Origin of the sequence: Kitasatospora viridis, assembly GCF_007829815.1 — a bacterium.
In the GTDB taxonomy this organism is placed as follows: Bacteria; Actinomycetota; Actinomycetes; order Streptomycetales; family Streptomycetaceae; genus Kitasatospora; species Kitasatospora viridis.
On sequence record NZ_VIWT01000001.1, the window covers coordinates 4,107,105 to 4,131,476 of the forward strand.

A 24,372-nucleotide genomic window follows, 5' to 3' on the forward strand; every position below is an offset into this window, starting at 1 on the left:
TGATGCGGTGACCGAGGTCGCTGAGGTGGAAGCTGCCGTGCTGGAGAACGAGTTCGAACTGCCCGGGTCCTGGCGGGAGGTGCTGGCGGGGGAGACCGAGCAGCCGTACTTCGCCCAGCTGGCCGAGTTCGTCGCGGCCGAGCGGGCCGAGCACCAGGTCTTCCCGCCGCGCGGGCAGGTCTTCTCGGCGCTGGCCGCCACCGCCTACCGGGACGTCCGGGTGCTGGTGCTCGGCCAGGACCCGTACCACGACGACGGCCAGGCGCACGGCATGAGCTTCTCGGTGCTGCCGGGCACCAAGACGCCGCCCTCGCTGCGGAACATCTTCAAGGAGCTGCACGCCGACCTGGAGCTGCCGGTGCCGGACAACGGCTACCTGATGCCCTGGGCCGAGCAGGGCGTGCTGCTGCTCAACGCGGTGCTGACGGTGCGCGCGCACGAGGCCAACTCGCACAAGGCCAAGGGCTGGGAGAAGTTCACCGACGCGGTGATCAAGGCGGTCAGCGCCCGCGAGGAGCCCTGCGTCTTCGTGCTCTGGGGCAACTACGCCAAGAAGAAGCTGCCGCTGATCGACACCTCGCGGCACGTGGTGGTGCAGGGGGCGCACCCCTCGCCGCTGTCGGCCAAGCTGTTCTTCGGCAGCCGGCCGTTCTCGCAGATCAACGAGGCGCTCGCGGGCTTCGGCGGCGAGCCGGTGGACTGGCGGATCCCCGACCTGGCGGGCAACTGACGGTGCGTCGGGGGCGGGTGGCGGCGGCACTGGCGGGCTTACTGGCCGGCTCACTGGCCGCCGGGTGCGCGGGCGCGCCGCCGCCGCCCGCCCCGGGGTTCTACCGCTGGCCCGGCACGGCCGCTGAGCAGGCGGTGCGGCTGGCCCAGGAGCAGGGCCGGACGGCGGACCTGCCGGCGCTGCGCCGGCTGGCGGCGCAGCCAGTGGCGCGCTGGCTGACCGGGGACGACGCGGCCGGCGTCGCGGCCCAGGTGGTGACCGGCGCAGCGGCGGCTGGTCAGTTGCCGGTGCTGGTCGCCTACGACATCCCCGGGCGGGACTGCGGCGCCTACTCGCGCGGCGGGGCGGCGGACCCGGCGGCCTACCGGGCCTGGGTGGACCGGCTGGCCGCGGCGATCGGGGACCGGGCGGCCTGGGTGGTGCTGGAGCCGGACGCGGTGGCGCTGACGGTGACCGGCTGCGCCACGGCCGGGGCCGACCGCTACCAGCTGCTGGCCTACGCGGTCGGCGAGTTGAAGGCGCACCCGAAGGTGCGGGTGTACCTGGACGCGGGCAACCCGGGGTACGCCGGCCAGGCGGCGCAGATCGCCGACGGGCTGCGGGCGGCCGGCCTGCAGCGGGCCGACGGGTTCGCCGTGAACGTCTCCAACTTCTACACCACGCCGCAGAGTTCGGCGTACGGCCGGCAGCTTTCCGGGCTGCTCGGCGGCAAGCACTTCGTGATCGACACCAGCCGCAACGGCAATGGCGCGCTCGCGCCCACCGCCTGGTGCAACCCGCCCGGCCGCGCGCTCGGCGCCCCGCCCACCACCGCCACCGGCGACCCGTCGGTCGACGCCTTCCTGTGGGTCAAGAACCCCGGCGAGTCCGACGGCGACTGCGGCCGGGGCGAGCCGCCGGCGGGCGAGTTCTGGCTGGACTACGCGCTCGGGCTGGCGAAGTGACGGTGCGTCAGATCATTGGGATCTGACGCACCGTTCCTCAGGTAGTCACCTGGACCCAGCGGGCCACCGAGGGGGTGCCGTTGTGGTCGGTGACGAAGAGCTGGTACCAGCCCGGCGGCAGCAGGTTCGGGTTGGCCGGGACGCCGAGGGCCAGTCGCCCGCCGGGGGCGGCGGTGACCGTGAGCGCGACCGAGCGCTGCTCCACGTCGGTCACGTGGGTGACCGAACTCGGCCGGATCAGCCGGGCGGTGGCGATCGAGGCGGCGTCCGGCGAGTCGGCGGTGAGGGTGCCGCCGAGCTTGACGGAGGCGTCCGCGGCGGTCAGGCTCGGCCGGTCGCCGTGGTAGAGGTAGGGCGGCGTCCAGATCTCCACCCGCTGCTCGAACTTGGCCGGCTCGGTGTCCGCCCGGTCCGCGAACAGCGGGTTGGAGCCGAGCACCACCACCCGCCCGTCGGGCAGCAGCAGCGCCTCCGAGTGGTAGTCCCGCCCGACGGTGGGATCGGCAGCCGGCGTGAAGCTGTTGGTATCGGGGTGGTAGACCTGCGCCTTCAGCCGGTCGCTGAGCTGCTTGCCCCGGTAGTCGGCCGAGCCGCCGGTGGTGAAGACGGTGTCGTCGGGCAGGATCACGCTGTTCAGGTAGCGGGTGCCGCCCGCCGGCAGGTCGGGGCCCGGGGCGAAGCTCGGGTTCGGCACGCTCAGGTCGGCGATCGCCGTGCGCGCCGTGGACTTGTCCGACTCGCCCACCCCGCCGCCGCCGAGCACCATCACCCGCTGGCGCTGCGCCGGCGGCAGCAGCACCGAGGAGGAGGTCTCCAGCTGGTCCGGGTCGCGCAGCCCGGGCACGGTGCGGAAGGTGTCGGTGGTCAGGTTCCACAGCCGCGGGGTGCGGCCCTGGTCGGCCGGTCCGTAGCCGGAGTTGGAGCCGGTGAAGAACAACTCCCCGCTCTCGGTGAGGAAGAGCGTCGGGTAGGTCGGGAAGTAGCCGTCCGGCCCCGGGGACCAGGTACGGCTGGCCGGGTCGAAGAGCTCGTTGCCGGTGGCGGGCAGGATCTGCCCGGTGTCGTCCAGCCCGGAGACGGCCAGCACCCGGCCGTCCCCCAGCCCGGTCAGGGTCGGGTACCAGCGCGCGTACCGCATCGGCGGCACCGGCTCGTACTCCTCGCTGTCCGGGTTGAACTCCCAGGCGGTGCGCAGCCCTTGGAAGTCCTGCTTGGCGAGGGTGAGCGAGTCGGCCATGCCGTACACGTTGCGCGCGGCCGCGCCGGACAGGCCGCGCACGTGGTAGGTCGTGGTGGTGGTGCTGACCGAGCCCTGGCCGGCGGTGAGCGACTCGACGAAGACGTGCTGCTCGCTCGCGGCCACCTTGGTGGCGGCGCCGCTGCCGGTCTTCACCGCGGCGGGCACGGTGACCGGCGCGGTGCTGGCGTAGGCGCGGCCGTCCGGCGCGGTGAAGACGCTGCCCTTGGGCAGGGTGACCGGCCCGTCCGGGTTCTCGTTGCGCACCCGCATGGTGCCGGCCGCCTTGGTGACCGTGCCGTCCAACTGTTCGTAGCGCTGGGTGCCGCCGGCCACCAGCACCGAGCCGTCCGGAAGCGAGGTGTGCCCGCCGCAGAACATGTCGTCGGGCGTGGGGATCAGCTTGTAGGTGTTCTTCTCCGGGTCCCACAGCAGGCTCTTGAAGGTGCCGGCGGCGAAGGCCGCGGTGTCGTTCCCGGAGCCGGCCACGATCAGTACCTTGCCGGTCCGCAGCAGGGTCGCGTGCACCGCGCTGATCCGGAAGGCGGCCGGGAAGAGCAGGGTCTGCCAGGAGCCGTAGCGGGCCCGGTAGGCGGGCTGCCGGATCAGGTACTGGTGGTACTGCTGGGCGGCGAAGTCGGTGAGCGCGGGCGCGTTCATCCCGGCGACGGCCAGGGCGGCGGTGCCGGAGACCGCCCACCGCCTGGTGCGGTTGCGGAGCTTCATCGGATCCTTCACGGGAGATGCCTCTCGGGCTGCCGGGCGCGGCGCTGCCGGGCCCGGTCCATCAGGTGCACGGCCATCGGGAGCAGGCAGCTGAGCAGCGCGATCGCGGCCCAGACGCGCATCGCCGGCTGGCCGTCGCCGGTGACCGCGGAGGCGGCCAGCGCGCCGGCGAAGACCAGCGCCCAGCCGAGGTGGATGCGGAACGAGGCGGCCCGGTCGGGGCTGCCGGCCGCGCCCTTGGGCGTGACCACGAAGCGGCTGCGGCGCCGCAGCAGGGCCTGCACCAGTGCGGCGGCGTAGACCGGCCCGCAGAGCGCCGACATCGCCATCCCGGCCACGCCCGAGGAGCCCGCGGGCTCGTGCGGGCTGACGTTGTGCCGGCGGTTCCAGGTGTAGAGCAGCACCTGGAGCGCGGCGGCGTCGCCGTAGAGCATCAGCCAGAGTTGGGAGGGCACGTGCACCCCGGAGGCGCCGAAGCCCAGGTAGAGCACGCTGGACAGGCCGCCGAGCAGCCAGGTGACGGCCGCCATCGGGTAGAAGCAGACCATCAGCGTGTAGTTGAGCAGCCGGCCCGGGCCGAGCCGCCAGGCCACCCGCCAGTACTGGGTGAGCAGGGTCTCGTAGGTGCCCCGGCTCCACCGCAGTTGCTGGGCGAAGAAGTCGGTCCAGGAGCTCGGCCCCTCGCCCACCGCCAGCACGTCGGGCGTGTAGACGGACTTCCAGCGGTGCCCGGTCAGCGGGTTGCGGGCGCGGTGGAACTCCAGGCCGGTGGCCATGTCCTCGGTGATCGAGTCGGCCAGCCCGCCGATGCCGCGCAGCGCGCCGATCCGCACCGCGTTGTTGGTGCCGACGAACATCGGTGCGCCGTACCGGTTGCCGGCCCGCTGCACCAGGGCGTGGAACAGGAACTGCTGGCTCTCCGAGAACCGGGTGACCGAGCTGGGGGAGGAGTGGTAGTTGCCGTAGACCTGCGGGCCGACCACGAAGGCGACGTCGGGGTCGCGGAAGTAGCCGAGCATCCGCTCGCAGAGCTCGGGCACCGGCACGTGGTCGGTGTCCACCGAGACCCAGAAGTCGTAGGCCTCGCCGTGCCGCTGGAGCCAGCTGTTGTAGTTGCCGTGCTTGGTGCGGGCCCGGAACCGGCCGCGCCGCTGGTTGAACCGGCGCAGGCCGGCCCGGCTGAAGTGGCGCACTCCCAGCTCGGCGCAGAGCCCGCGCATCTCGGCGCTGTCGCCCTCGTCCAACAGCCATACGTGGTAAGGCCCGTCGTGGCGCACGTCGAGCGCGGCGCGCAGCGTGGCCCGGACCATCGCGGCGGGTTCCTTGCCGGGCACGCAGGTGGTCAGGAAGGCGACCCGGCTGCCGGGCAGCGGGCGGACCGGCACCGGGTCGCGGGCGACCAGCGTGGCGTGCGCGTTGGAGACCACGTTCACCAGGCGGCACAGCTCGATCACCGCGACCGAGGCGACCATCACCCGGTCGCCGCCGAGCACCCAGGGGTCGGTCTCGCCCGGGCGCTGCGGCCAGTGGTCCGGCAGCAGCAGCCAGACCAGCAGTACGGCCTCGAACAGCGGTGCGGCGACCAGCAGCAGGGCGGCCCGGAGCCGGTGCGGCTCGGCCCGCAGCAGGCCGCGGTAGGCGACCCGGTAGGGCCGGTGCGGGTCGGGCTCGGTGAGCGGACCGGCGAGCCGGCTGAACCCGGGGTAGTCGTAGCGGCCGGTGGGAGCGGGCGGCGCCGGCCTCGTGCTGACGTTGTTCATATCAGCCCAACTCTCCGTCAGGGCCTCGTCAGCGGGCGGAGGTTCCGTCCCGGTGATCACCCTTTCGGGTGGATCTGCCCGACGGTTCCGCGCTCCGGCCGCGGGGAAGGTATCCGGCCATGCCTGTTGAGGAGTTGACGGTCCCGGTGTCCGGCGGCCGACTGGCCGCGCTGCGCTGGCCCGCCGCGGACCCGGCCGCGCCCACCGTGGTGGCGTCGCACGGGATGCTGGCCAACGCCGAGGCCTGGGCGCTGGTCGCCGAGGCGCTGGCCGGCCGGGTCGCGCTGGTCGCCCCGGACCTGCGCGGCCGGGCCCGCAGCGCCGCCCTGCCCGGCCCGTTCGGCCTGGCCCGGCACGCGGCGGACGTACTGGAGTTGACGCGGGGGTTGACGGACGGTCCGGTGGTGCTGGCCGGCCACTCGATGGGCGCCTGGGTCACCGCGCTGGCCGCCGCGGACGCCCCCGAGCTGGTCCGCGCCGTGGTGCTGGTGGACGGCGGGGTGAGCCTGCCGCCGCCGGCCGGGGTGCCGCGCAACCAGGTGCTGGCCACCGTGCTCGGCCCCTCGCTGGCCCGGCTCGCGCTGACCTTCCCGAGCCTGGACGCCTACCGCGACTACTGGGCCGCCCACCCGGTCTGGCCGAGCATCGAGCCGGCCGTCCGGGAGCGCTACATCGCGCGCGACCTGGTCGGCAGCGGGGAGCGGCTGCGCTCCTCCTGCACGCCCGAGGCGGCGCAGACCGACGGCCTGCAGGTGCTGCTGGACGCCGACGCCGCGGCGGCGGTGCGCCGGCTGCGCTGCCCGGCCGAACTGATCTGGGCCGAGCGCGGCCTGCTCGACCAGCCGACCGGGTTCTACGACGAACAGCGGCTGGCCGAGGCCGACCTGGCCGCGACCACGCTGACGACCAGTCGGCTGCCGGACAGCAACCACTACTCGGTGCTGATGGGGCGGGCAGGCGCGGCGCTGGTCGCCGAGCGGATCCTGGCCGCGGCGGCGGGATAGCCGAACGGGCGGGCCCGTGCGGGCCCGCCCGTGTCGCCGAACTGACGGTGCGTCAGCTCGCCGCGCCCAGGAAGCTCTGCCAACCCCCGGCCGGCGCCTGGCCGATGCCCAGCGTGCGGAGCTTGCGCAGCACCGCCTCGTCCTGCACCTCCAGCCACTCGACCAGCTGCCGGAACGAGACCAGCCGCACCTCCGGCTGGCCCGCGATGTCCTTCAACACGGCCTCCACGGCGTCCATGTAGATGCCGCCGTTCCACTGCTCGAAGTGGTTGCCGATGAAGAACGGCGCCCGGTTGCCGTTGTAGGCCCGGTTGAAGCCGGCCAGGTACGACTGGTGGGCGGCGTCCCGCCAGGCGCCGAACTGGCCGGGGTCGCCCTTCGGGTTGCCGTTGGACTGGTTGGCCATGATGTTGTAGTCCATCGACAGCACCTCCCAGGTGTGCCCCGGGTACGGTATGGACTGCAGCGGGAAGTTCCAGACCTGGCCGTTCTGCACCTTCTGCGGCCACATCTGCTTCTCGCCCGGCGAGCTCGCGTCGTACTTCCAGCCGAGCTTGGCGGCGGTGGGCAGCAGCCCCTTCTGGCCGTCCAGGCAGGGGGTGCGGCCGCCGATCAACTCCTTGGTGTAGTCGAACGGGAACGGCGGCACGTCGGTGAAGCCGGTGTTGGTCTTCCACTGGGTGACGAAGCCGACGGCCTGCTGGATCTCGCTCTCCCAGTCCTCCGGCGACCACTTGTTGACGCCGTTGTGGTCGGGGCGGGTGGCGCAGAAGTGGCCGTTGAAGTGGGTGCCGATCTCGTGGCCGTCCAGCCAGGCCTGGCTGATCATCTTGATGGTGTTCTTCACCGCGCCGTCCGACAGGTACGGGATGTCGGAGGCGCCCACCGAGTGCTGCGGCGGGTGGTAGAGGTCCTTCTTGGCCGCCGGCAGGCAGTAGATCCCGGAGAGGAAGAAGGTGAAGGTCGCCTTGTGGTCCTGGGCGAGCTTGAGGAACCGGGCGAACTGCCCGTCGTCGGTGGCGCCGGCGCCGTCCCAGGAGAAGACCACGAACTGCGGCGGGCGCTGGCCCGGCTGCAGCTTCTCCGGCGTGGGCTGGTTGGGCTGCGGGCCGGTGTCCGAGGTGGAGCCGTCGCCGATCAGCCGCACCTTGCCGGACGGCGAGGCGCTCGGCGACGCGCTGCCCCCGGTGCTCGCACCGGGCTTGGCGGCGTCCTGGGCGCCGTTGGCGCTGGTGCTTCCGCACGCGCTCAGCGCTCCGAGGGCGGCGGTGGCCGCCCCGGCGCTCAGCACGTTCCTGCGCGAGATGCTGCTCATGGTCTCCCCAGCCAGGTCGCGCCCGGCCGGCCCGTGGGCAAGCGGGCAACAGCAACCGGGCAATTCACGGCATTTGATCACTATTTTTTCATCAGGATGTCATGGAGTATGCCCGGGGTCCAAGACCGCCGGTGCTTCCTGGACAGTCGCCCGGATGAACACCTAGACACTGGTCGGCACGACGACGAAAAGTCGGCAGACGGCTCCGGGGAAGGGGGTTCTGTTGCGAACCTGGGACAAAGCTGGGCGTTGCCCGAAGACCTGAACGCCCGGCGGCCTCAGGCCGCTTCGACCGCCTCGACCGGCTCGTCGAGCTGCGCCACCACGGAGAGCTGCCGGCTGCGCCGGACCAGCCGGGCCACCGCCGCGCTGATCGCGGTGGCGGCGGCGCAGGAGACCGCCAGCGACAGCCAGGTGGTGTTGAACCAGTGGCTGTTCAGCCAGCCCAGGGTCACGATGTAGCCGGCCCAGACCGCCGCCGACACCGCCGACCAGTGCAGGAACCGCCGGGAGCGCTCCGGCAGGTGGCCCATCGCCAGGTCCAGCACGGTGCGCCCGCCCGGCACGAACCGGGCCACGATCACCACGGTCGCGGCCGCCCGGTTGGTCCGGTTCTCCAGGGCCCGCTGCACCCGCCGCACGCTGGCCGCCGTCTTCGGGCTGCGGGCCAGCCGGCGGCGCAGGAACGGCGCGCCGCGCCGGGCCAGCGAGAGCAGCAGCACGTCGCCGAGGAAGGAGGCGCAGGCCACCGCGAGGCCGAGCAGGAAGGGTGCGTCCGCGGTCTCCTTGGTCTTCAGCACCGCGAGGACGACCAGGGTGCCGCTCGGCAGGAAGGGGAGGAAGGCGTCGCCGAGCACGGCCAGCACGGCCAGCACGCAGAACCATGACGACGTCAGGACCGTCGCACTTCCCATGATCGGACTTCCCCTCTCCGGACCGCCCGGAGAGCACAGGTGGCACCGCCCCCACGCTAGCCGCCCCGGATGAGGAGTTCCTCAGCGCCCCCTGGGTACCGGGTGAGCCGGTGGTGCCCGAACCGGCCGCCCGCGCCGGGGAACGACCGAGGGCCCCTGCGGCGGGGTGTCCGCCGCAGGGGCCCTCGGGGTGGCCCAGGACTGGTCCAGTCCACTGGCCTGGCTGAGGAGTGCAGGCGCTGGTCGGCACCGCACTGGTCACCCAGCCTGCCGGATCCGGCCGCCCGGCGGCCAGCCCGCCGGCTGGCGAGAACCCGCGCTGGCGGACCCTCGCCAACGGACCCGGCCCGGCAGCACAGTTGACGGTGCGTCGGGCTGCCGGGCGGCGCCGGCCGCGGAATGTGTCGGAGCTCACAGCCGCCCGGCGCGCGGCGCGGCCCGCCGCGCGCCCGGTCAGGAGCGCAGTGGGTCCGCTGTCCGCTGCCAGGGCCGGACGAGCGCCACGAAGGCCAGCAGCGAGGCCGCCGCGAAGCCCAGGATCACCACGCCCATCGGCAGCGCCGAGCCGTGCCCGCCCAGGCCCACCAGGGCCGGCGCGACCGCGCCGGTGAGGAACTGCGCCGTGCCCACCAGGGCCGAGGCGGTGCCGGCCGCCTGCGGCGCCCGCTGGAGCGCCAGCGCCGAGGAGGGCGGGCTGGAGACGCCGAGCGAGACCGCCATCAGGCAGAGCATCCCGGTCACCGGCCAGAGCCCCTGGTGCCAGAGCGAGGACATCAGCACCAGCAGGGTGCCGGCCGCCGTGAGCCCGGTCACGCCGACCAACTGCACCCCGTGCGAGGGGAACCGGCCGAGCAGCACCCGGCCGGTGACCTGGGTCATCAGCACCAGGCCCAGCTCGATCAACGCGAACAGCAGGCTGTACTGCTGCGGCGAGGCCTTGAACACCTCCTGCAGCACGTAGGGCGAGCCGGCCAGGAAGGCGAAGAGCGTGCCGTAGCCGAGGGCCAGGGTCAGCAGGTAGCCGGTGAACAACCGGTCGGCGAGCAGGCCGCGCATGGTGCGCAGGGTGTCCGGCAGCCGGCCCGAGTGCCGCCGCCCGCGCGGCAGGGTCTCCGGCACCCGCAGCGCCACCGCCGCCAGCTGCACCAGGCCGAGCACGGTCAGCACCACGAACACCCCGCGCCAGGAGGTCGCCCGGAGCAGCTGGCCGCCGATGATCGGGGCGATCAGCGGGGCCGAGCCGGAGATCATCATCAGCGTGGTCTGGAACCGGGCGGCGGCCAGCCCGTCGAAGAGGTCCCGCACGATCGCCCGGGCGATCACGATGCCGGTCGCGCCGGAGAGCCCCTGCACCAGCCGGCAGGCGATCAGCAGCCGGACGTCCGGCACCACGGCGCAGGCGGCGGTGGAGAGCACGTAGCAGACCAGGCCGACGAGCAGCGGACGGCGCCGGCCGAGCGAGTCGCTCAGCGGCCCGGCGACCAGCTGGCCCAGCGCCAGCCCGGCCATGCAGGAGGTCAGGGTCAGCTGGACCAGCCCGTCCTGGGTGTGCAGGGCGGTGGTCACCCGGGGCAGCGCCGGGAGGTACATGTCCATCGAGAGCGGCGCCATCGCACTGAGCGAGCCCAGCACCAGGATGAGCAGCAGGCCCACCCGGGCGGTGCCGGTCGCGGCGGGCGGACTGGGCGACGTGGCGGTGGCCGGCGCCGTCGGCGAGGTGTCAGGCATCGCACCAACATACGTCCCACCATTCGGGAACACGGTCGGTTCGGAAGCTGTTGGCCCACCCGACGGCCGGGCGACGGACGGCCGCGGGGAACGAGAGGTGGCCAGCGGTGGAGCCGATGACGGGTGACGCGGGACCGGAGCGCGAGGACGTCCGCGGGGTGGTGCGCGGCACCGCGCCCGCACCGCTCTCGATCCTCGACCTGGCCACCGTGGGCGCGGGCACCACGCCCGGGCAGGCGCTGGCCGCCACCACCGAACTCGCCCGCACCGCCGAGCGGCTCGGCTACCACCGGTTCTGGGTGGCCGAGCACCACGGCATGCCCGGGGTGGCCAGCTCCACCCCCGCGGTGCTGATCGCCCACCTGGCCGCGCACACCAGCACCCTGCGGCTGGGATCCGGCGGGGTGATGCTGCCCAACCACGCGCCGCTGGCGATCGCCGAGCAGTTCGGCCTGCTGGAGGCGCTGCACCCGGGCCGGATCGACCTGGGCCTGGGCCGCGCGCCCGGCACCGACCAGGCCACCGCCCGGGCGCTGCGCCGGGGCAGCCTGGCGGACGGCGAGGAGTTCCCGACCCAACTCGCCGAGCTGACCCACTTCCTGGACGGCGACTTCCCCGACAGCCACCCCTACGCCCGGCTCAGCGCCGTGCCCAACGGGCCGCAGCGGCCGCCGATCTGGCTGCTCGGCTCGTCCGGCTTCAGCGCCCGGCTGGCCGGCCGGCTGGGCCTGCCGTTCGCCTTCGCGCACCACTTCAGCGCCGCCAACACGGTGCCCGCGCTGGACCTGTACCGCAGCAGCTTCCGGCCCTCGGCGGTGCTCGCCGAGCCGTACGCGCTGATCGGGGTGAGCGCCGTGGCCGTGCCGGCGGGCGGCGAGGAGGCGGCCCGCCACCTGGCCCGCTCGGCGGCGCTCGGCATGCTCCGGCTGCGCCGCGGCACGCCCGGCCCGATCCCGACCCCGGAGGAGGCCGCCGCCTACCCGTACAGCCCGGCCGAGGCGGAGTTCATCGACTCCTGGCTGGCCAACGTGGTGCTCGGCGAGCCCGGCCCGGTGGCCGAGGGCCTGGAGGAGCTGCGCAAGCGGACCGGCGCGGACGAGCTGATGGTCACCTCGCACATCCACGGCGTGCCGGCCCGGCTGGAGTCCTACGAACTCATCGCCGAGGCCTACGGCCTGACGGGCCGCTAGGGCGCCACCGGCGACCACTCGGGGTCCGAGCTGCGGATCCGCCCCTCGCGCAGTATCGAGGCGACCGCGGCCGGGTCTCCGGGCTTGGCGAAGAACCAGCCCTGGGCGGTGTCGCAGCCGGTCTGGCGCAGCCGCTCGGCCTGGGCGGCGCTCTCGATGCCCTCGGCGGTCACCGTCAGCCCCAGGTCGTGGGCGAGGCGCACCATCGCGCCGACGATCTGCTCGTCCGCCTCGCTGCGCCGCGAGCGCGGCTCGGGGCGGCCGATCGGGGCCGGGTCGCGGAAGCCCTCGATGAAGGTGCCGTCCAGCTTCAGCGCGTGCACCGGCAGCCGGGACAGGTAGGCCAGGTTGGAGTAGCCGGTGCCGAAGTCGTCGATGGCGATCCGCACGCCCATGTCGGCCAGCGCCTGCAGCGCCTGCAGCGGCCGCCCGCTCGGGCCGAGCACCGCGCTCTCGGTCAGCTCCAGCTGGAGCAGCCGGGCCGGCAGCCCGGTGCGGTCGAGCACCTGGGCGACGTCGGCCACCACGTCGGAGTCCCAGACCTGACGGGCCGCCAGGTTGACGCTGACGAAGACCCCGGTGTCCGGGAACTCGGCCAGCCAGCCCCGGGCCTGCCGGCAGGACTCCTCCAGCACCCACTTGCCGAGCGGCACGATCGCGCCGGACTCCTCGGCGAGCGGGATGAACCGGTCGGGGGAGAGGGTGCCGAACCGCGGGTGCCGCCAGCGCACCAGGGCCTCGGCGCCGTGCACGGCGCCGTCCGCCAGGCCGACCAGCGGCTGGTACTCGACGGTGAACTCGCCGCGTTCCAGGGCCGGCCGCAGCGCGGTGGTGAGCAGTCGGCGGGTCAGCTGGTGGGCGCCGCGGTCCCGGTCGTAGAGGGTCCACCGGGCCCGGCCGTCGGCCTTGGACCAGTAGAGCGTGGCGTCCGCGTCCTTGACCAGGTCGGTCGGGCTGGTGGTGGCCACCGGCCGTTCCACCACTCCGATGCTCGCGGTCACCGCCAGCCGGTGCCCGGCCACGTCGAAGGGCCGCTCCAGCACCGCCAGCAACTGGCCGGCCAGTGCGGTGAGCTGCTCGCTGCCCTCGCTGTCGGTGACCAGCACGGCGAACTCGTCGCCGCCGAGCCGGGCGACCACCTGGCGGTCGCCGATCGCGAAGCCGCGCTCCAGCCGGGCGGCCACCGCGCTCAGCAGCTGGTCCCCGATGTGGTGGCCGAGGGTGTCGTTGATCGCCGCGAAGCCGTCCAGGTCCACGTAGCAGATGCCGACCCGGCGCCCGGCGGCCTCGCCCTCGGTCTCCGGGCCGGCCGCGCAGGCGGCGTTCAGCCGGTCGAAGAAGAAGGCCCGGTTGGGCAGCCGGGTCAGCGGGTCGTGCAGGGCCTGGTAGGCCAGCCGGTCGCCGAGCCGGCGCCGCTCGGTGACGTCCTCGAACATCGCCAGGGTGTAGAGCGGGGCGCCGGCCGCGTCCCGGACCAGCGAGATGGTGACGCTGCTCCAGACCTCGCGGCCCTCCCGGTGCTTGAGCGGGCGTTCCAGCCGCAGCCGGTCGCGCACCCCCTCGACCAGCTCCCGGTAGAGCCGGCGGGCGCCTTCCTGCGGGGTGAGGATGTCGTTGATGTGCATCCGGACCAGCGCGGCGATCTCGTGCCCGAGCATCTCGGCGAGCGCCGGGTTGGCCTCGATCACCAGGCCGTCGGTGTCGATCAGCAGCATCCCGATGCCGGCGTCGGCGAAGGTGGCGCGGAACCGGGACTCGCTGGCGCGCAGCGCGGCGAGCAGCCGGTCGGTGCCGGGGGCCTGGGCGGCCGGCAGGGGCGCGGCGCAGTGCGGGCAGTGGGCGGTGCCGTCCTGGGGGGCCGGGGGCTGTGCGGTGGGGAATTGAGGGGGATTCAGCGGAATCGGAACCATTGGTTCCGGGTTCGAATCGGCGGGTGGGCACGGCGCTGCCTGCCGCACGCCCTGATGGTGTGCGTCGGCCCCCTCGTTCCGGCCTCGCACGGCATGCTCCCGTCCGCTGCTGACGCTCGCTTCACTGGGCCCGATCATAGGCCGCGACGGGAACGCGGGGCCACTGCCGACAGGGTGATTCGCCGGAAATCGGGGGAGCACCGGGGGAGCGGGGACGCTGCGCCGCAGCGGAGAACGCACACCCCCGGCGGCCACCGTGCGGTGTGCGCCGAGGGTGTGCGCTCCGGGTGCTGGTGCCCGGTCAGCTGCCGGGGTGTCAGACCAGCTTGGCGTTGAGCGTGATGGTGGTGCCGGCCAGCGCCTTGCTCACCGGGCAGTTCGCCTTGGCGTCCTCGGCCGCCTTGACGAAGCCCGCCTCGTCCAGGCCCTCCACCCGGCCCTCGACGCTGAGCACGATGCCGGTGATGCCCACGCCCGGCTGGAAGGTGACGTCGGCCTGCACGTCCAGCTTGGTGGGCGGGGTGCCGGCACCGGTCAGGCCGTGCGACAGGGCCATCGAGAAGCAGGCCGAGTGGGCGCCGGCGATCAGCTCCTCCGGGCTGGTCTTGCCGTTCGGCTCCTCGGAGCGGGCCGGCCAGGAGACCGGGAACGTGCCGATGCCGGACGAGGCGAAGGTCACCTCGCCCTGACCGGCCACCAGATTGCCCTGCCAGGCGGTGCGAGCGGTGCGAACGGTTGCCATGATCGGTGCCTCCTGCGGATTGGGTTGTCGGTCCGGTCACGCCAGGGCCACCCTAGGCCCTCCCGGTCACGGAAGCTGACAGAACGTCACCTGTGCCCCGGCCGGGTCGGTGCACGGCAGCAGGCGGCCGTACGGCGAGTCGAACGGCTCCCGCAGCACCCGGCCGCCGAGGCCGGCGACCTGCTCGGCCGCGTGGTCCGCCTCGGTCACCGCGAAGTAGCTGGACCAGTACGGCCGCGGCACCGCCGTGCGGTAGCGCCCGCAGACCGGCAGCCCGTCAGAGCCCGGCACCGTCCAGGCCGTGTAGTCGAACTCCCGCCCGTCGCCGACCTGCTTCTGCTGGTAGGGGAAGAGCTCGGCGTAGAAGGCGTCGGCCCGCTCGGCGGCCGGGGTGGCCAGCTCGTTCCAGCACATCGCGCCCGGCTCCCCGTACACCGCCGCCCCGGCGTGGCCGCCCGGCTGCCAGAGCCCGAAGGCCGCACCGGTCGGGTCGAAGGCGAACGCCAGCAGGCCGGCGCCCGGCACCCGGTGCGGCCCGAGCACGCCCTCGCCGCCGGCCGCCGCCACCCGCCGGTAGACGGCCGCCAGGTCGGCCGCGGCGAGGTAGACGTTCCAGGCCGCCGGCAGCCGCTCGGCCCCGGCCGGCGGGGGCAGCAGGCCGGCCGCCGGGCGGCCGCCGGACAGGCACATGGTGTAGCCGCCCAGCTCGGGGCCGAGTTCCTCGAACTCCCAGCCCAGGATCGGGCCGTAGAAGTCCTGGGCGCCGAGCGGGTCGGCGCAGGTCAGGTCGGCCCAGCAGGGGGCGCCGTCGGGGTAGGAGTCGCGTACGGGCATCGGGGCGGGGCCTTTCGGTCTGGGGCTCGATCCTTCCGGGCCAGGATCGATCCGCCGGTGACGCTCGGCAACCGCACTGCGCCACTCGGTGATCGGGTCCACATGCCGGACGATCCCTGGAATCCTCCGGCCCCCGCGCGTGCCTCCTGTTAGATTTGCCCGGCCCGAGCCCGCCCACCCGGGAGCAGATAAGCAATGAGCGAGCAGCCCCTGAACACCATCGGCGACGTGGACCCCGCCGTCCGAGCCGAGCTCACCGGCCTGCGCCAGAGCATCGACAACATCGACGCCGCCGTGGTGCACATGCTCGCCGAGCGCTTCAAGGCCACCCAGCGGGTCGGCCGGCTGAAGGCCGAGCACCGCCTGCCGGCCGCCGACCCGAACCGCGAGCGCGACCAGATCGAGCGCCTGCGCGACCTGGCGGCCGGGGCGCACCTGGACCCGGTGTTCGCGGAGAAGTTCCTCAACTTCATCATCGCCGAGGTGATCCGCCATCACGAGGCGATCGCGAGCGATGCCGCGGGCGGCCACGAGGGCCAGAACTGACGGGTGGCCCGCTGATCCGTGATCAGTGACGCCCTGGGCACCGCCGTGGCGGTCCGCACCCGGTAGCGGCACGCCTGCGGGTTCCGGCCCGCGGGCGGGACCTGACCGGGCATCATGGGCGCAGGCCGACCGAGAGGCACCGCGCATGAGCCGACAGCCGCCCTCCGATGCCGCGGGCCCGTCCTGGCCCGGCCGCCGCCGGGGTTCCCGCGGGCCGACCCGCGGCCCGGGCCGGCCGCACCCGCCGTTCCCGTCCGCCGACAGCTTGGACAGGCAGCTGAGCCCGCAGAAGGAACCGTCCGGATCGCCGACCAGCCTGCCGGGCGTCCCGCCGCCCCCGCCCGGCCCGCGCAACCCGCCGCCGCCGAGCGGCGGCCCGAACCCGCCGACCGACCCGCCCGGGAGGCGCTAGCCGCGCTCCTCGGACGCGGCGAGCCGCTGCGCCGGGGCGACGGGGACGGGCTCCGGTTCGGACTCCGCGGTGCGGGTGGTCTGCGAGACCAGGGCGCCCAGCAGGACCAGCGCGCCGCCGAACAGCTGGGGCGCGCCGAGGTGTTCGCCGAGCAGGATCCAGGCGAGCACGGTGGCGACCACCGCCTCGATGTTGGCCACCACGCCCGCGACCGGCGGCGACAGGTGGCGCACCGAGACCACACCGGTCAGGTAGGCGAGCACGGTGGCGACCAGGATCATCCAGGCGGCGGGCAGCAGGGCCGGCACGTGGTGGCCGGCCAGCACGGCGGAGCCGCCGAGCCGTGACCAGTCGGCCTCCCACGGCCGGGCGACGGCGGTCAGGACGAGCGCGCCGATCAGCAGGCCGTAGGCGCTGACGCCGAGCGGGTCGGCCGGGCGGTCGCCGCGGCTGCCGGCGTCGGCGAGCACGAAGTAGCCGACCTGGCAGCAGGCGGCGGCCAGCGCGAAGAGCACGCCGATCGCGTCGAACCGCATCCCCTGCCAGGCCTGCACCACGCAGACCAGGCCGGTGACGGCGACGGCCGCGCCGATGGCGGCCTGCCGGCTGACCGGCTTGCGCTGCACCAGGCGGACGTAGCCGAGCAGCAGCAGCGGCCCGAGGTACTCGATCAGCAGCGCGATGCCGACCGGGATCCGGGAGATCGCCGCGAAGTAGCAGGCCTGCACCCCGGCCACCGCGAACACGCCGAAGCCGAGCAGCAGCCCGGGGCGCTCGCGGACGATCGCCCGGTGCTTCCAGGCCAGCGGCAGCAGCACCAGGGCGGCGCCGGAGGCCCGGAGCCAGACCACCTGGAGGGGCGAGAGGCCGGTCTCGATCAGCGGCTTGGCGGCGGTGCCGGAGCCGCCGAAGGAGATGGCGGAGATCAGGGCGAGGGTGAGGCCGACGGCCCGTCGCGAGGACGCCGGCGCGGTCGGGGAGGTGCTGCGCATCCGGGCATTCTGCCAGGACACGAACAAAGGGGGCGGAGTGGGGCGCCCCGGCACAAGGGCGCACGGATCGGCCGGCGCGCCCCGGGGGCGGAGGCGTGCTCAGCCGAGGAGCGTCGCGCCCGCCGTCGGGGTCGGCGTGGGCGTCGGCGTCGGGGTGCGGGTGGGCGTCGGGGTGGGCGTCGGCCGGTCCGGGGTCGGCGTCGGCTGCGGGGTGGGCGGGGTGCGGGTGGGCGTGGGGCGCGGCGCGGGCGCGGTGGTCTCCGGGTCGGCCGGGACCACCGGCGTGGCCGGCTCGCCGGTGCCGGGCGCCGGGGTCGGGGTGGCGCCGGGCGTGGGCGTGGCGCCGCGCGACGGGGTGGCCGGCGGCGCGTCCTCGGTGGTCGCGGACCGGCCCGGGGAGCTGAAGCCCTGCACCGGCTGCCCCTTGAGGGCCGCCTTCATGTAGTCGGTCCAGATCTGCGTCGGGTACCCGCCGCCCGCGACGTGCCCGCCGCCGGCCGCGCCGGAGAGCGTGACCTGCTTGCCGGTCCCGTCCTGCTCGCCGAACATCGCCACCACCGTGGTCAGCCCCGGCGTGTACCCGGCGAACCAGGCCGAGCGGTTGCCGTCGGTGGTGCCGGTCTTGCCGGCCGCCGGGCGGCCCAGTGCGGCCGCCCGCCAGCCGGTGCCGCCCGAGTCGGAGACGACGCCCTGAAGCATGTCCGTCACCTGACGGGCCGTCTGCTGGCCGACCGCCCGGGAGCTCTGGTGCGGCGGCAGCGCGACCTCGGCGCCGTCGGCCTGGAGCGACTGGACCAGCCAGGGCTCGGTGCGCTGTCCGTCGGCGGCCAGCGTCGCGTAGACCCCGGCCAGGTCGAGCACGCTGGGCATCGAGACGCCGAGCGGGATCGAGGGCACGGCGTCCAGCTCGTTGGTGTCGGCCGGCAGGCCGAGCGCGATCGCGGTCTGCCGCACCTTCTCCAGCCCGGTGTCCTGGGCGAGTTGGGCGAAGGCGGTGTTGACCGACCAGTCGGTGGCCTGGCGCAGCGTGATCCGGCCGTAGCCGCGCTCGCCCTCGTTCGGCGGCGCGTACGGCGGCTTGGCCGAACCGCCCTGCACCGGGCGGCGGTTGGCGCCGTCGTAGACGCTGTCGGGGGTGATGGTGCGGCCGTCCTGGGTCTTCGCCCCGCTCTCCAGCGCGGCCGCCAGCGCGATCGGCTTGAAGGTCGAACCGGCCTGGTAGTCGCGCCGGGTGGCGTTGTTGACGAAGTGCGAGGTGTAGTCCGCCCCGCCGTACATCGCCAGCACCGCGCCGCTCGCCGGATCCACCGAGACGGCGCCGGCCTGGATGTCGGCGTCGCCGGGGCGGGCCTTCGGGTCCAGCTGCGAGGTGAGCCGGTTCTGCACCGCGTCCTGCAGGTCGGCCTGCCGGTCCTTGTCGATGCTCAGGGTGATCCGGTAGCCGCCCCGGGCCAGCGCGGCCTCGTCGAGCAGCTTGTGCGAGACCAGGTAGGACTTGGCCGCGTCCACCAGGTAGCCGGCCTGGCCGGTGAGGCCGAGGGCCGGCTGCGGCGCGCGCACCTCGGGGAAGGCGAGCTCGGCCCGGTCGGTGGCGGGCAGCCACTTCTCCTGCACCATGCCGTCCAGCACGTAGTTCCACCGGTTCAGCGCGGCCTTGCGGCCGGCCTCGGTGGCGGTCGCGGTGTCGTACGCGGACGGCGCGTTCAGCAGGGTGGCCAGGTAGGCGCCCTGGGCGGCGTCCAGCTTGCCCGCGTCGACCCCGAAGTAGGCCTGGGCGGCGGCCTGGATGCCGTAGGCGCCGCGCCCGTAGTAGGTGGTGTTCAGGTAGTTCGCCAGGATCTCGTCCTTGTCCTGGGTGGCGTCCACCTTGAGCGCGATGAACAGCTCGCGCACCTTGCGCCCGACGGTCCGCTCGTGGCTCAGGTAGGCGTTCTTGACGTACTGCTGGGTGATCGTCGAGCCGCCCTGCGCGCCCTTGCCGGTAGCGGTGTTCCAGCCGGCCCGCAGCAGCGCGCCCGGGTTGACGGCGCCCTCGCGGTAGAAGCCGCGGTCCTCGGCGGCCAGCACGGCGTGCTGCGCCGCGGGGGAGACCTGGTCCAGGGCGACGCTCTGCCGGTTGGTCTCGCCGGTCTGGGCCAGCACCGTGCCGTCCCGGTAGAGCCAGGTGTTGCGCTGGGCCACGGCGGCGGCGTGCGCGTCCGGCACCTTGACCAGGGCCAGCCCGAGCGCCAGGAAGCCGGCGGTGAGCAGCACCACGCCGAGCACCGAGAAGAGGGCGAAGCGCCAGGTCGGCACGAGCCGGCGCCAGCCGCGGCGGTGCGGCCGGCCGGAGTGCAGCAGTCGGCGGGGCCAGGGCGGGGCGTCGGTCGGTCGCGGCACGGGAGCAGGCCTTTCTGCGAGCCCCGTGCTGGTGCGTGCACGCGGTCGGGCGGTCGGTGGAACGGGGAACAGGGGTCAAGTCAGCCTGCCGGGGGCTTTTCGCCACCCGGTAGGGACTTTTGTCCCTTTCCGTCAGGTTCTGCTGTGACCTGCGACCGATCGACCGTTATGTGACACCGGATCAGCCGGTCGCGCCGGCTCCCGCTCCCGCTCCTGTGTCCGCTCCCGTGTCCGCCGCCCGGCCGCCCGGCACCTCGGGCAGCGGCAGCCAGAGCGCCACCTCGAACCCGGCGCCCGCCGGCTGCGCGCGGATCCGCCCGCCCAGCAGCGCGGCCCGCTCGCGCAGCCCGACCAGCCCGTGCTGCCCGCCCGGCAGTTCGTCGGCCGGCGCGGCCTCCCGCTGGGGCGCCCCGTTGTGCACGGTGACCAGCAGGCAGTCCGGCTCGATCCGCACCAGTACGTCGGTGGCCGCCTCGGGCGCGTGCTTGCGCACGTTGGTCAGGGCCTCCTGGACGGTCCGGTAGGCGGCCCGCTCGACCGGCTCGGGCAGCGGGCGCTCGGCCGGGTCCAGCCCCTCGAACCGCAGCGTGGCGGCCACCTCGGCGGCGCCGACCAGCCGGGGCAGGTCGGCCAGCCGGGGCTGCGGCACCAGCTCGGTCGGCCCGGCGCCGGCCGCCCGGAGCACCAGGATCATCGAGCGCAGCTCCTCCAGGGTGGCCACCGCGAGCTGGCGCAGGGTGCCGGCCATCTCCCGGGCGCGCGGGTCCTGGGTGGTCACCTGGAGCGCGCCGGCCTGCACCGCGATCAGGCCGGCCTGGTGCGAGACCACGTCGTGCATCTCCCGGGCGATCCGGGCCCGCTCCTCGGCGACCACGGTCATGGCGAAGAGCCGGCGCTCGTGGTCGCGCAGTTCGGCCAGCTCGGCGACCCGTTGGGAGAGGTCGAGCCGGGTCTGCACCAGCAGCCCGAGCGCCACCGGACCCAGGCCCAGCATGGTCGCGTAGATCAGGTGCTGGGTGAGGTCGCTCAGCGACTCCTTGGCCAGGTAGGTGATCGGCCAGGGCAGGAAGCTGCCGACCACCACGAGCAGCGCGCCGATCCGCTTCTGCCAGGCCGGCAGCCCGCCGCGGGCCACCGTGTAGACGGCGATCATGGGGGCGACCAGCGCGCTGCCCGCGTACAGCCCGGGCAGGGTGAGCAGCAGCACGGCGCGCGGGAACCGGCGGCGGGCCAGCAGCACCAGGGCGGCGGCGGCCGACACCCAGAAGTGCCAGTCGCGCGGCGGGGGGAAGTTGAGCAGGGCGTCCAGCAGGGCGGGGACCACCAGCAGCAGGTCGCCGAGCCAGGCCGGGAAGCGCTTGCGGCGCACCGGGTCGAGGAGGCTCATGGGGCGTCTCCGATCAAGCAGGAAAAGGCGCTCCTTCTTCCGAAGGAGCGCCTTTTCCGTTGGTGTGCGCCGCCAGGGACTCGAACCCCGGACCCGCTGATTAAGAGTCAGCTGCTCTAACCAACTGAGCTAGCGGCGCCTGTGCAACGCGGTGAACATTACCTGATCAGCGGCCGGATGCCGAAATCGACTGCGCGGCGTCGATCCGCACCAGCATCCCGTGCAGCGCGGCCCGCTCGGCGGCGTCCAGCGGGGCCAGCACCTCCTCCTGCACCGCCCGGGCCGCGGTGAGCTGCTCGGTGAGCGCGGTGCGGCCGGCCGCGGTGAGGTCCACCTGGATCCGCCGGCGGTCGGCGGTGGAGCGGGTGCGCTCGACCTGGCCGGCCCGGGCGAGGTCGTCGAGCACCTTGACCAGGTCGCTGGGGTCGATCGCCAGCCGCTCGGCCAGGTCGCGCTGGACCAGCGGGCCGAAGTCGTGCAGCGCGGCGAGCACGGCCAGGTGCCACAGCCTGCGCTGCTGCTCGGCCAGCCGTTCGGCGAGCCGGGCGCGGGCGGTCCGGCCGGTGCGGGCGAGCAGGAAGGTGGTCAGGTCGAGCAGGCTCGGCGGGATGGTCTGCATGCGGGAAGTGTAGGGTGACGACCAATAATGGGTGTTCACCCACGAATATTCCGGGAGGGACCATGGACGCGCTCTACCCCCGTCTGCTGGTGGGCGACTTCGCCGCCTGCTTCCACTTCTACGACGCCGTGCTGCCCGAGCTGTGCGGCGCCGTCCGGCAGAAGGGCGACGCGGGCGGGCCGTACGCCAACTGGGACCTGGACGACCAGGCGGTGCTCTCGCTGCTCGACCGGGCGGGCCTCGCGGAGGTGCTCGGCGAGGTCCGGGCCCCGGCCTCGGACGCCACGATGCTCGCGCTGCGGGTCGCCGACGTGGACGCCGCGCTGGCGCACTGCCTGGCCCACGGCGGGACGGTGGTGGCACCGGCCACCGACCGCCCGCACTGGGGGCCGAACCTGCGGACCGCGCACCTGCGCGACCCGGAGGGCCGGCTGATCGAGCTGCAGTCCTACTGAAACGGCGCTGCCTACTTGGCCGGCGCCTTGCTGCGCAGGACCTCCACGAAGGCCCGCAGCCAGCCCGGGTGGTCCGGCCACGCCCGGGCCGACACCAGCACCCCGTCCACCACGGCCTCGCCGTCCCGGAAGGTCGCGCCGGCCGCCTGCACGTCCGGCTCCAGCGCCGGGTAGGCGGCGGTGGTGCGGCCGGCCAGCACCCCGGCGGTGGCGGTGATCTGCGGGCCGTGGCAGATCTGCGCGACCGGCTTCTCCGCCTCGAAGAAGTGCCGGGTGATCCGCTGCAGTTCGGGGTCGTTGCGCAGGTACTCGGGTGCCCGGCCGCCGGGGATCACCAGGGCGACGTACTCGCTCGGGTCCACCTCGGCGAAGGCCAGGTCGGCGGGCCAGGTGTAGCCGGGCTTCTCGGTGTAGGTGTCGAAGCCCTCCACGAAGTCGTGCACCACGAACTGGAGCTTCTTGCGCTGCGGCGCGGCGATGTCCACCTGGTAGCCCTCTTCGAGCAGCCGCTGGTAGGGGTAGAGCACTTCCAGCGACTCGGCGGCGTCCCCGGTGACGATCAGCACCTTCACAGCCATCTCGGCCTCGATTCTGGGTGGAGGGATCAGGCCTCCTGCATGCCCGGGCCGATCGCCGCGAAACGCCGCCGAACGCCTGAAGGGCTCCTCGCTGCTGCGAGGAGCCCTTCAGGGTGTCTGTGCGCCGCCAGGGACTCGAACCCCGGACCCGCTGATTAAGAGTCAGCTGCTCTAACCAACTGAGCTAGCGGCGCCTGCTGACAGACGAGAACACTACACGGCCTGCGGGGAAACACCGAATCGTCATCGGATGGCCACCGGGCGTCACCGGCCTTGTCGATTCACCGATCCCGGCGCGGCCCGAGCGCCCAGACCAGCAGCACCACCAGGAAGGAGCCGCCGGAGAGCGCGGTGGTCCACCAGGCGGTCCGGGTGTCGCCGCGCATCCAGGCGTCGGTGGCGACGGTGAGTGCCCAGAGCTGGCCGACCACCACGGTGATCGCGATGGCCAACCGGGCGGTGAGCAGCGCCGATCGCTCCGGCTCGCGCTCGCCGCCGGCGCCCCGGCCCGGGCCGCTGGCCCGCACCCGGGAGTCGGCCCAGCCGCTGTTCGGGCGGATCTGCGGGTAGCGCTCGTGCAGCGGGCGGTTGAACCGGGCCTCGGTGCTGTGCGCGGTGTACGTGGGCGGGCGGTCGTCCTGGTCGTCCTGCTGGTCCGTCATGTCCGGACTCCGGTCAGACTGTTGGTCCCGGTCTGGCCCGGATCCTGGCCCGGATCCTGGCCGGGGCCCTGGTTCGGGTCCTGATCGGGGTCCTCGTTCGGGTCCGAGCTCGGCGCGGAACTCGGTCCGCCCGCACCGCCGTTCGGGTCGCTGCTCGGTCCGTCGCAGCCGGCCTGCTCGGCCGCCACCGGGTCGCTCTGGCGCAACTGGCGGCACAGCCCCTGCTCCTCGCTCTCGCCCGAGCGGGCCGTGCCGATCGCCCAGACCCGCCCCTGGGTGTCCTCCACCAGCACCACCTTGGGCAGCGCCCGGGGCGGCGGGCCGGACTTCACGTCACCGGTGCGCACGTCGAACACCCCGTCGTGGCAGGGGCAGTAGAGCTCGCCCTCGTCGCCCCGGTCGGGCTGCCAGAGCACCCCGCAGGCCAGGTGGGTGCAGACCGTCGAGTAGCCGACCAGGGTGCCGTCGGCCAGCCGCACGCCCATCGCCCGGTCCCGGTCGGTCGGGTACTCGAAGGCCACCGCCTGGCCGCGCGACAGCTTCTCGGCCACCAGCATCGGCGGCGCGCCGCCGTCCCCGTGCCGGGGCAGCACCCCGGCGGCGATCACCGTCGAGCCGATGGCCAGGCCGCCGGAGACGGTGGTGACGATCCGCAGGTAGTCCCGACGGGTGGTCAGCGAGTCGGCCCGGACCCGCTCCTCCTCGAACTCACTCATGCCGGTCGGCCGTTCACCTCGACCAGCGGCAGCCCGCCGGGCACCGGACCCCGGTGGGAGGCGGGCGCGACCATCGCCACCCCGGTGCTCACCACCACCTCGCCGAAGGCGAACTCGGTGACCACCGAGACGCCCGGGCGCTCGGTGGTCAGCTGCTCCAGGGTGCCGTAGAAGAGCGCGCCGGACGGGCAGACCGTGGCGCACATCGGGGCCAGCCCGGCCGAGGTGCGGTCGTAGCAGAGGTTGCACTTGAGCTGCAGCTTCTGCGCCGGATCCACCTGGGGCACGCCGAACGGGCAGGCGCCCACGCAGTTGCCGCAGCCGATGCAGCGGGTCGGGTCGGCGGTCTGCACCACGCCGTCGGCGGTCACCAGGATCGCCTCGGCCGGGCAGACCTCGGCGCACGGTGCCACCGGGTCCTCGCAGTGCATGCAGACGGTCGGCAGTGCGGCGGTCGAGTGCCCGGCGTCCGGGTAGTCCACGTGGATCATCGAGGTGCCGCGGTGCGAGTCGCACTCCCGGCAGGCCGACACGCAGGCCTGGCAGCCGATGCAGCGTCCGGGGTCGATGAAGAGGGTGCGGCCGAGCACGG

Annotated in this window: 22 protein-coding genes and 2 tRNA genes; 6 read left to right on the forward strand and 18 right to left on the reverse strand. The window is 74.1% G+C overall.

Annotated features, from left to right (window positions below):
- The first annotated feature begins 7 nt into the window (after nt 1-7).
- Entirely contained in the window at nt 8-730 is a 723-nt protein-coding gene (locus FHX73_RS18415) for a uracil-DNA glycosylase (protein ID WP_425461397.1), read from the forward strand.
- Between the two features lie 17 nt (nt 731-747).
- Nucleotides 748-1,674 (forward strand): glycoside hydrolase family 6 protein, encoded by a 927-nt coding sequence (locus FHX73_RS18420; protein ID WP_145906030.1) that lies wholly within the window; start codon nt 748-750, stop codon nt 1,672-1,674.
- Between the two features lie 37 nt (nt 1,675-1,711).
- Here FHX73_RS18420 and glxA read toward each other — a convergent pair whose 3' ends face one another.
- Nucleotides 1,712-3,637: a radical copper oxidase GlxA gene (gene glxA / locus FHX73_RS18425; RefSeq protein WP_145906031.1), complete on the reverse strand. Its 1,926-nt coding sequence runs from the start codon at nt 3,635-3,637 to the stop codon at nt 1,712-1,714.
- 8 nt (nt 3,638-3,645) lie between these two features.
- Nucleotides 3,646-5,397 carry a glycosyltransferase family 2 protein gene (locus FHX73_RS18430; protein WP_145906032.1) on the reverse strand — a complete coding sequence of 584 codons (1,752 nt, stop codon included), beginning with the start codon at nt 5,395-5,397 and terminating at the stop codon, nt 3,646-3,648.
- Between the two features lie 119 nt (nt 5,398-5,516).
- On the opposite strand from FHX73_RS18430, the gene FHX73_RS18435 reads away from it, so the two are divergent.
- Nucleotides 5,517-6,401, forward strand: a complete 885-nt coding sequence (locus FHX73_RS18435) for an alpha/beta hydrolase (protein WP_145906033.1) — start codon at nt 5,517-5,519, stop codon at nt 6,399-6,401.
- Between the two features lie 52 nt (nt 6,402-6,453).
- Here the strand turns inward: FHX73_RS18435 and FHX73_RS18440 are convergent, their stop codons facing one another.
- The 3 genes from FHX73_RS18440 to FHX73_RS18450 all read right to left on the reverse strand — a co-directional run bounded on the left by FHX73_RS18440 (nt 6,454) and on the right by FHX73_RS18450 (nt 10,358).
- Nucleotides 6,454-7,716: a polysaccharide deacetylase family protein gene (locus FHX73_RS18440; protein WP_145906034.1), complete on the reverse strand. Its 1,263-nt coding sequence runs from the start codon at nt 7,714-7,716 to the stop codon at nt 6,454-6,456.
- Between the two features lie 278 nt (nt 7,717-7,994).
- Nucleotides 7,995-8,630: a DedA family protein gene (locus tag FHX73_RS18445; RefSeq protein ID WP_145906035.1), complete on the reverse strand. Its 636-nt coding sequence runs from the start codon at nt 8,628-8,630 to the stop codon at nt 7,995-7,997.
- A 453-nt stretch (nt 8,631-9,083) separates the two neighbouring features.
- Nucleotides 9,084-10,358, reverse strand: coding sequence for a multidrug effflux MFS transporter (locus tag FHX73_RS18450; protein WP_145906036.1), 1,275 nt, complete (start codon nt 10,356-10,358; stop codon nt 9,084-9,086).
- Nucleotides 10,359-10,474: 116 nt separating this feature from the next.
- Between FHX73_RS18450 and FHX73_RS18455 the strand changes: the two genes are divergently transcribed.
- The gene (locus tag FHX73_RS18455) at nt 10,475-11,548 is read left to right on the forward strand and encodes an LLM class flavin-dependent oxidoreductase (RefSeq protein ID WP_145906037.1); all 1,074 of its coding nucleotides are present in this window, start codon (nt 10,475-10,477) and stop codon (nt 11,546-11,548) included.
- Here the strand turns inward: FHX73_RS18455 and FHX73_RS18460 are convergent.
- From FHX73_RS18460 to FHX73_RS18470, 3 genes are all read right to left on the reverse strand, one after another.
- Complete coding sequence (locus FHX73_RS18460; RefSeq protein ID WP_145906038.1) at nt 11,545-13,458, reverse strand: putative bifunctional diguanylate cyclase/phosphodiesterase; 1,914 nt, start codon at nt 13,456-13,458, stop codon at nt 11,545-11,547. The genes FHX73_RS18455 and FHX73_RS18460 overlap by 4 nt on opposite strands.
- A gap of 316 nt (nt 13,459-13,774) precedes the next feature.
- Nucleotides 13,775-14,200, reverse strand: a complete 426-nt coding sequence (locus FHX73_RS18465; RefSeq protein ID WP_145906039.1) for an OsmC family peroxiredoxin — start codon at nt 14,198-14,200, stop codon at nt 13,775-13,777.
- 66 nt (nt 14,201-14,266) lie between these two features.
- A complete protein-coding gene (locus tag FHX73_RS18470) occupies nt 14,267-15,034 on the reverse strand; it encodes a VOC family protein (RefSeq protein WP_145906040.1) in 768 nt (255 codons plus the stop codon).
- Nucleotides 15,035-15,229: 195 nt separating this feature from the next.
- On the opposite strand from FHX73_RS18470, the gene FHX73_RS18475 reads away from it, so the two are divergent.
- The gene (locus FHX73_RS18475; RefSeq protein WP_145906041.1) at nt 15,230-15,580 is read left to right on the forward strand and encodes a chorismate mutase; all 351 of its coding nucleotides are present in this window, start codon (nt 15,230-15,232) and stop codon (nt 15,578-15,580) included.
- A 408-nt stretch (nt 15,581-15,988) separates the two neighbouring features.
- On the opposite strand, the gene FHX73_RS18480 is transcribed toward FHX73_RS18475, so the two are convergent.
- From FHX73_RS18480 to FHX73_RS18500, 5 genes are all read right to left on the reverse strand, one after another.
- Nucleotides 15,989-16,984, reverse strand: a complete 996-nt coding sequence (locus FHX73_RS18480) for an EamA family transporter (RefSeq protein ID WP_145906042.1) — start codon at nt 16,982-16,984, stop codon at nt 15,989-15,991.
- Between the two features lie 99 nt (nt 16,985-17,083).
- Nucleotides 17,084-19,363, reverse strand: coding sequence for a transglycosylase domain-containing protein (locus FHX73_RS46320; protein ID WP_145906043.1), 2,280 nt, complete (start codon nt 19,361-19,363; stop codon nt 17,084-17,086).
- Between the two features lie 181 nt (nt 19,364-19,544).
- A complete protein-coding gene (locus FHX73_RS18490) occupies nt 19,545-20,750 on the reverse strand; it encodes a sensor histidine kinase (RefSeq protein WP_246213589.1) in 1,206 nt (401 codons plus the stop codon).
- A 65-nt stretch (nt 20,751-20,815) separates the two neighbouring features.
- Nucleotides 20,816-20,889 (reverse strand) — tRNA-Lys (locus FHX73_RS18495).
- Nucleotides 20,890-20,916: 27 nt separating this feature from the next.
- The gene (locus FHX73_RS18500) at nt 20,917-21,369 is read right to left on the reverse strand and encodes a MarR family winged helix-turn-helix transcriptional regulator (protein WP_145906044.1); all 453 of its coding nucleotides are present in this window, start codon (nt 21,367-21,369) and stop codon (nt 20,917-20,919) included.
- 62 nt (nt 21,370-21,431) lie between these two features.
- Between FHX73_RS18500 and FHX73_RS18505 the strand changes: the two genes are divergently transcribed.
- Nucleotides 21,432-21,824, forward strand: a complete 393-nt coding sequence (locus FHX73_RS18505; protein WP_145906045.1) for a VOC family protein — start codon at nt 21,432-21,434, stop codon at nt 21,822-21,824.
- An 11-nt stretch (nt 21,825-21,835) separates the two neighbouring features.
- On the opposite strand, the gene FHX73_RS18510 is transcribed toward FHX73_RS18505, so the two are convergent.
- The 5 genes from FHX73_RS18510 to FHX73_RS18530 all read right to left on the reverse strand — a co-directional run bounded on the left by FHX73_RS18510 (nt 21,836) and on the right by FHX73_RS18530 (nt 24,370).
- Entirely contained in the window at nt 21,836-22,402 is a 567-nt protein-coding gene (locus tag FHX73_RS18510) for a DJ-1/PfpI family protein (RefSeq protein WP_145906046.1), read from the reverse strand.
- Between the two features lie 120 nt (nt 22,403-22,522).
- A tRNA-Lys gene (locus tag FHX73_RS18515) sits at nt 22,523-22,596 on the reverse strand.
- 87 nt (nt 22,597-22,683) lie between these two features.
- On the reverse strand, nt 22,684-23,064 hold the full coding sequence (locus FHX73_RS18520; RefSeq protein ID WP_145906047.1) for a hypothetical protein: 381 nt from the start codon (nt 23,062-23,064) through the stop codon (nt 22,684-22,686).
- Nucleotides 23,061-23,780, reverse strand: coding sequence for a Rieske (2Fe-2S) protein (locus FHX73_RS18525; RefSeq protein ID WP_145906048.1), 720 nt, complete (start codon nt 23,778-23,780; stop codon nt 23,061-23,063). The genes FHX73_RS18520 and FHX73_RS18525 overlap by 4 nt, the downstream gene beginning before the upstream one ends.
- Nucleotides 23,777-24,370: a 4Fe-4S dicluster domain-containing protein gene (locus tag FHX73_RS18530; RefSeq protein ID WP_145906049.1), complete on the reverse strand. Its 594-nt coding sequence runs from the start codon at nt 24,368-24,370 to the stop codon at nt 23,777-23,779. Before FHX73_RS18530 ends, FHX73_RS18525 begins: the two co-directional genes overlap by 4 nt.
- Nucleotides 24,371-24,372: the final 2 nt, after the last annotated feature.

Excerpts from the sequence above, each read along its gene's own strand:
- FHX73_RS18440 (WP_145906034.1), bottom strand. The coding sequence starts at position 7,716 with ATGAGCAGCATCTCGCGCAGGAACGTGCTGAGCGCCGGGGCGGCCACC.
- FHX73_RS18435 (WP_145906033.1), top strand. The coding sequence starts at position 5,517 with ATGCCTGTTGAGGAGTTGACGGTCCCGGTGTCCGGCGGCCGACTGGCC.
- FHX73_RS18475 (WP_145906041.1), top strand. The coding sequence starts at position 15,230 with ATGAGCGAGCAGCCCCTGAACACCATCGGCGACGTGGACCCCGCCGTC.
- FHX73_RS18450 (WP_145906036.1), bottom strand. The coding sequence starts at position 10,358 with ATGCCTGACACCTCGCCGACGGCGCCGGCCACCGCCACGTCGCCCAGT.
- FHX73_RS18470 (WP_145906040.1), bottom strand. The coding sequence starts at position 15,034 with ATGCCCGTACGCGACTCCTACCCCGACGGCGCCCCCTGCTGGGCCGAC.
- FHX73_RS18520 (WP_145906047.1), bottom strand. The coding sequence starts at position 23,064 with ATGACGGACCAGCAGGACGACCAGGACGACCGCCCGCCCACGTACACC.
- FHX73_RS18445 (WP_145906035.1), bottom strand. The coding sequence starts at position 8,630 with ATGGGAAGTGCGACGGTCCTGACGTCGTCATGGTTCTGCGTGCTGGCC.
- FHX73_RS18480 (WP_145906042.1), bottom strand. The coding sequence starts at position 16,984 with ATGCGCAGCACCTCCCCGACCGCGCCGGCGTCCTCGCGACGGGCCGTC.
- FHX73_RS18490 (WP_246213589.1), bottom strand. The coding sequence starts at position 20,750 with ATGAGCCTCCTCGACCCGGTGCGCCGCAAGCGCTTCCCGGCCTGGCTC.
- glxA (WP_145906031.1), bottom strand. The coding sequence starts at position 3,637 with ATGAAGCTCCGCAACCGCACCAGGCGGTGGGCGGTCTCCGGCACCGCC.
- FHX73_RS18455 (WP_145906037.1), top strand. The coding sequence starts at position 10,475 with ATGACGGGTGACGCGGGACCGGAGCGCGAGGACGTCCGCGGGGTGGTG.
- FHX73_RS18465 (WP_145906039.1), bottom strand. The coding sequence starts at position 14,200 with ATGGCAACCGTTCGCACCGCTCGCACCGCCTGGCAGGGCAATCTGGTG.
- FHX73_RS18510 (WP_145906046.1), bottom strand. The coding sequence starts at position 22,402 with ATGGCTGTGAAGGTGCTGATCGTCACCGGGGACGCCGCCGAGTCGCTG.
- FHX73_RS18525 (WP_145906048.1), bottom strand. The coding sequence starts at position 23,780 with ATGAGTGAGTTCGAGGAGGAGCGGGTCCGGGCCGACTCGCTGACCACC.
- FHX73_RS18505 (WP_145906045.1), top strand. The coding sequence starts at position 21,432 with ATGGACGCGCTCTACCCCCGTCTGCTGGTGGGCGACTTCGCCGCCTGC.
- FHX73_RS18430 (WP_145906032.1), bottom strand. The coding sequence starts at position 5,397 with ATGAACAACGTCAGCACGAGGCCGGCGCCGCCCGCTCCCACCGGCCGC.
- FHX73_RS18460 (WP_145906038.1), bottom strand. The coding sequence starts at position 13,458 with ATGGTTCCGATTCCGCTGAATCCCCCTCAATTCCCCACCGCACAGCCC.
- FHX73_RS18500 (WP_145906044.1), bottom strand. The coding sequence starts at position 21,369 with ATGCAGACCATCCCGCCGAGCCTGCTCGACCTGACCACCTTCCTGCTC.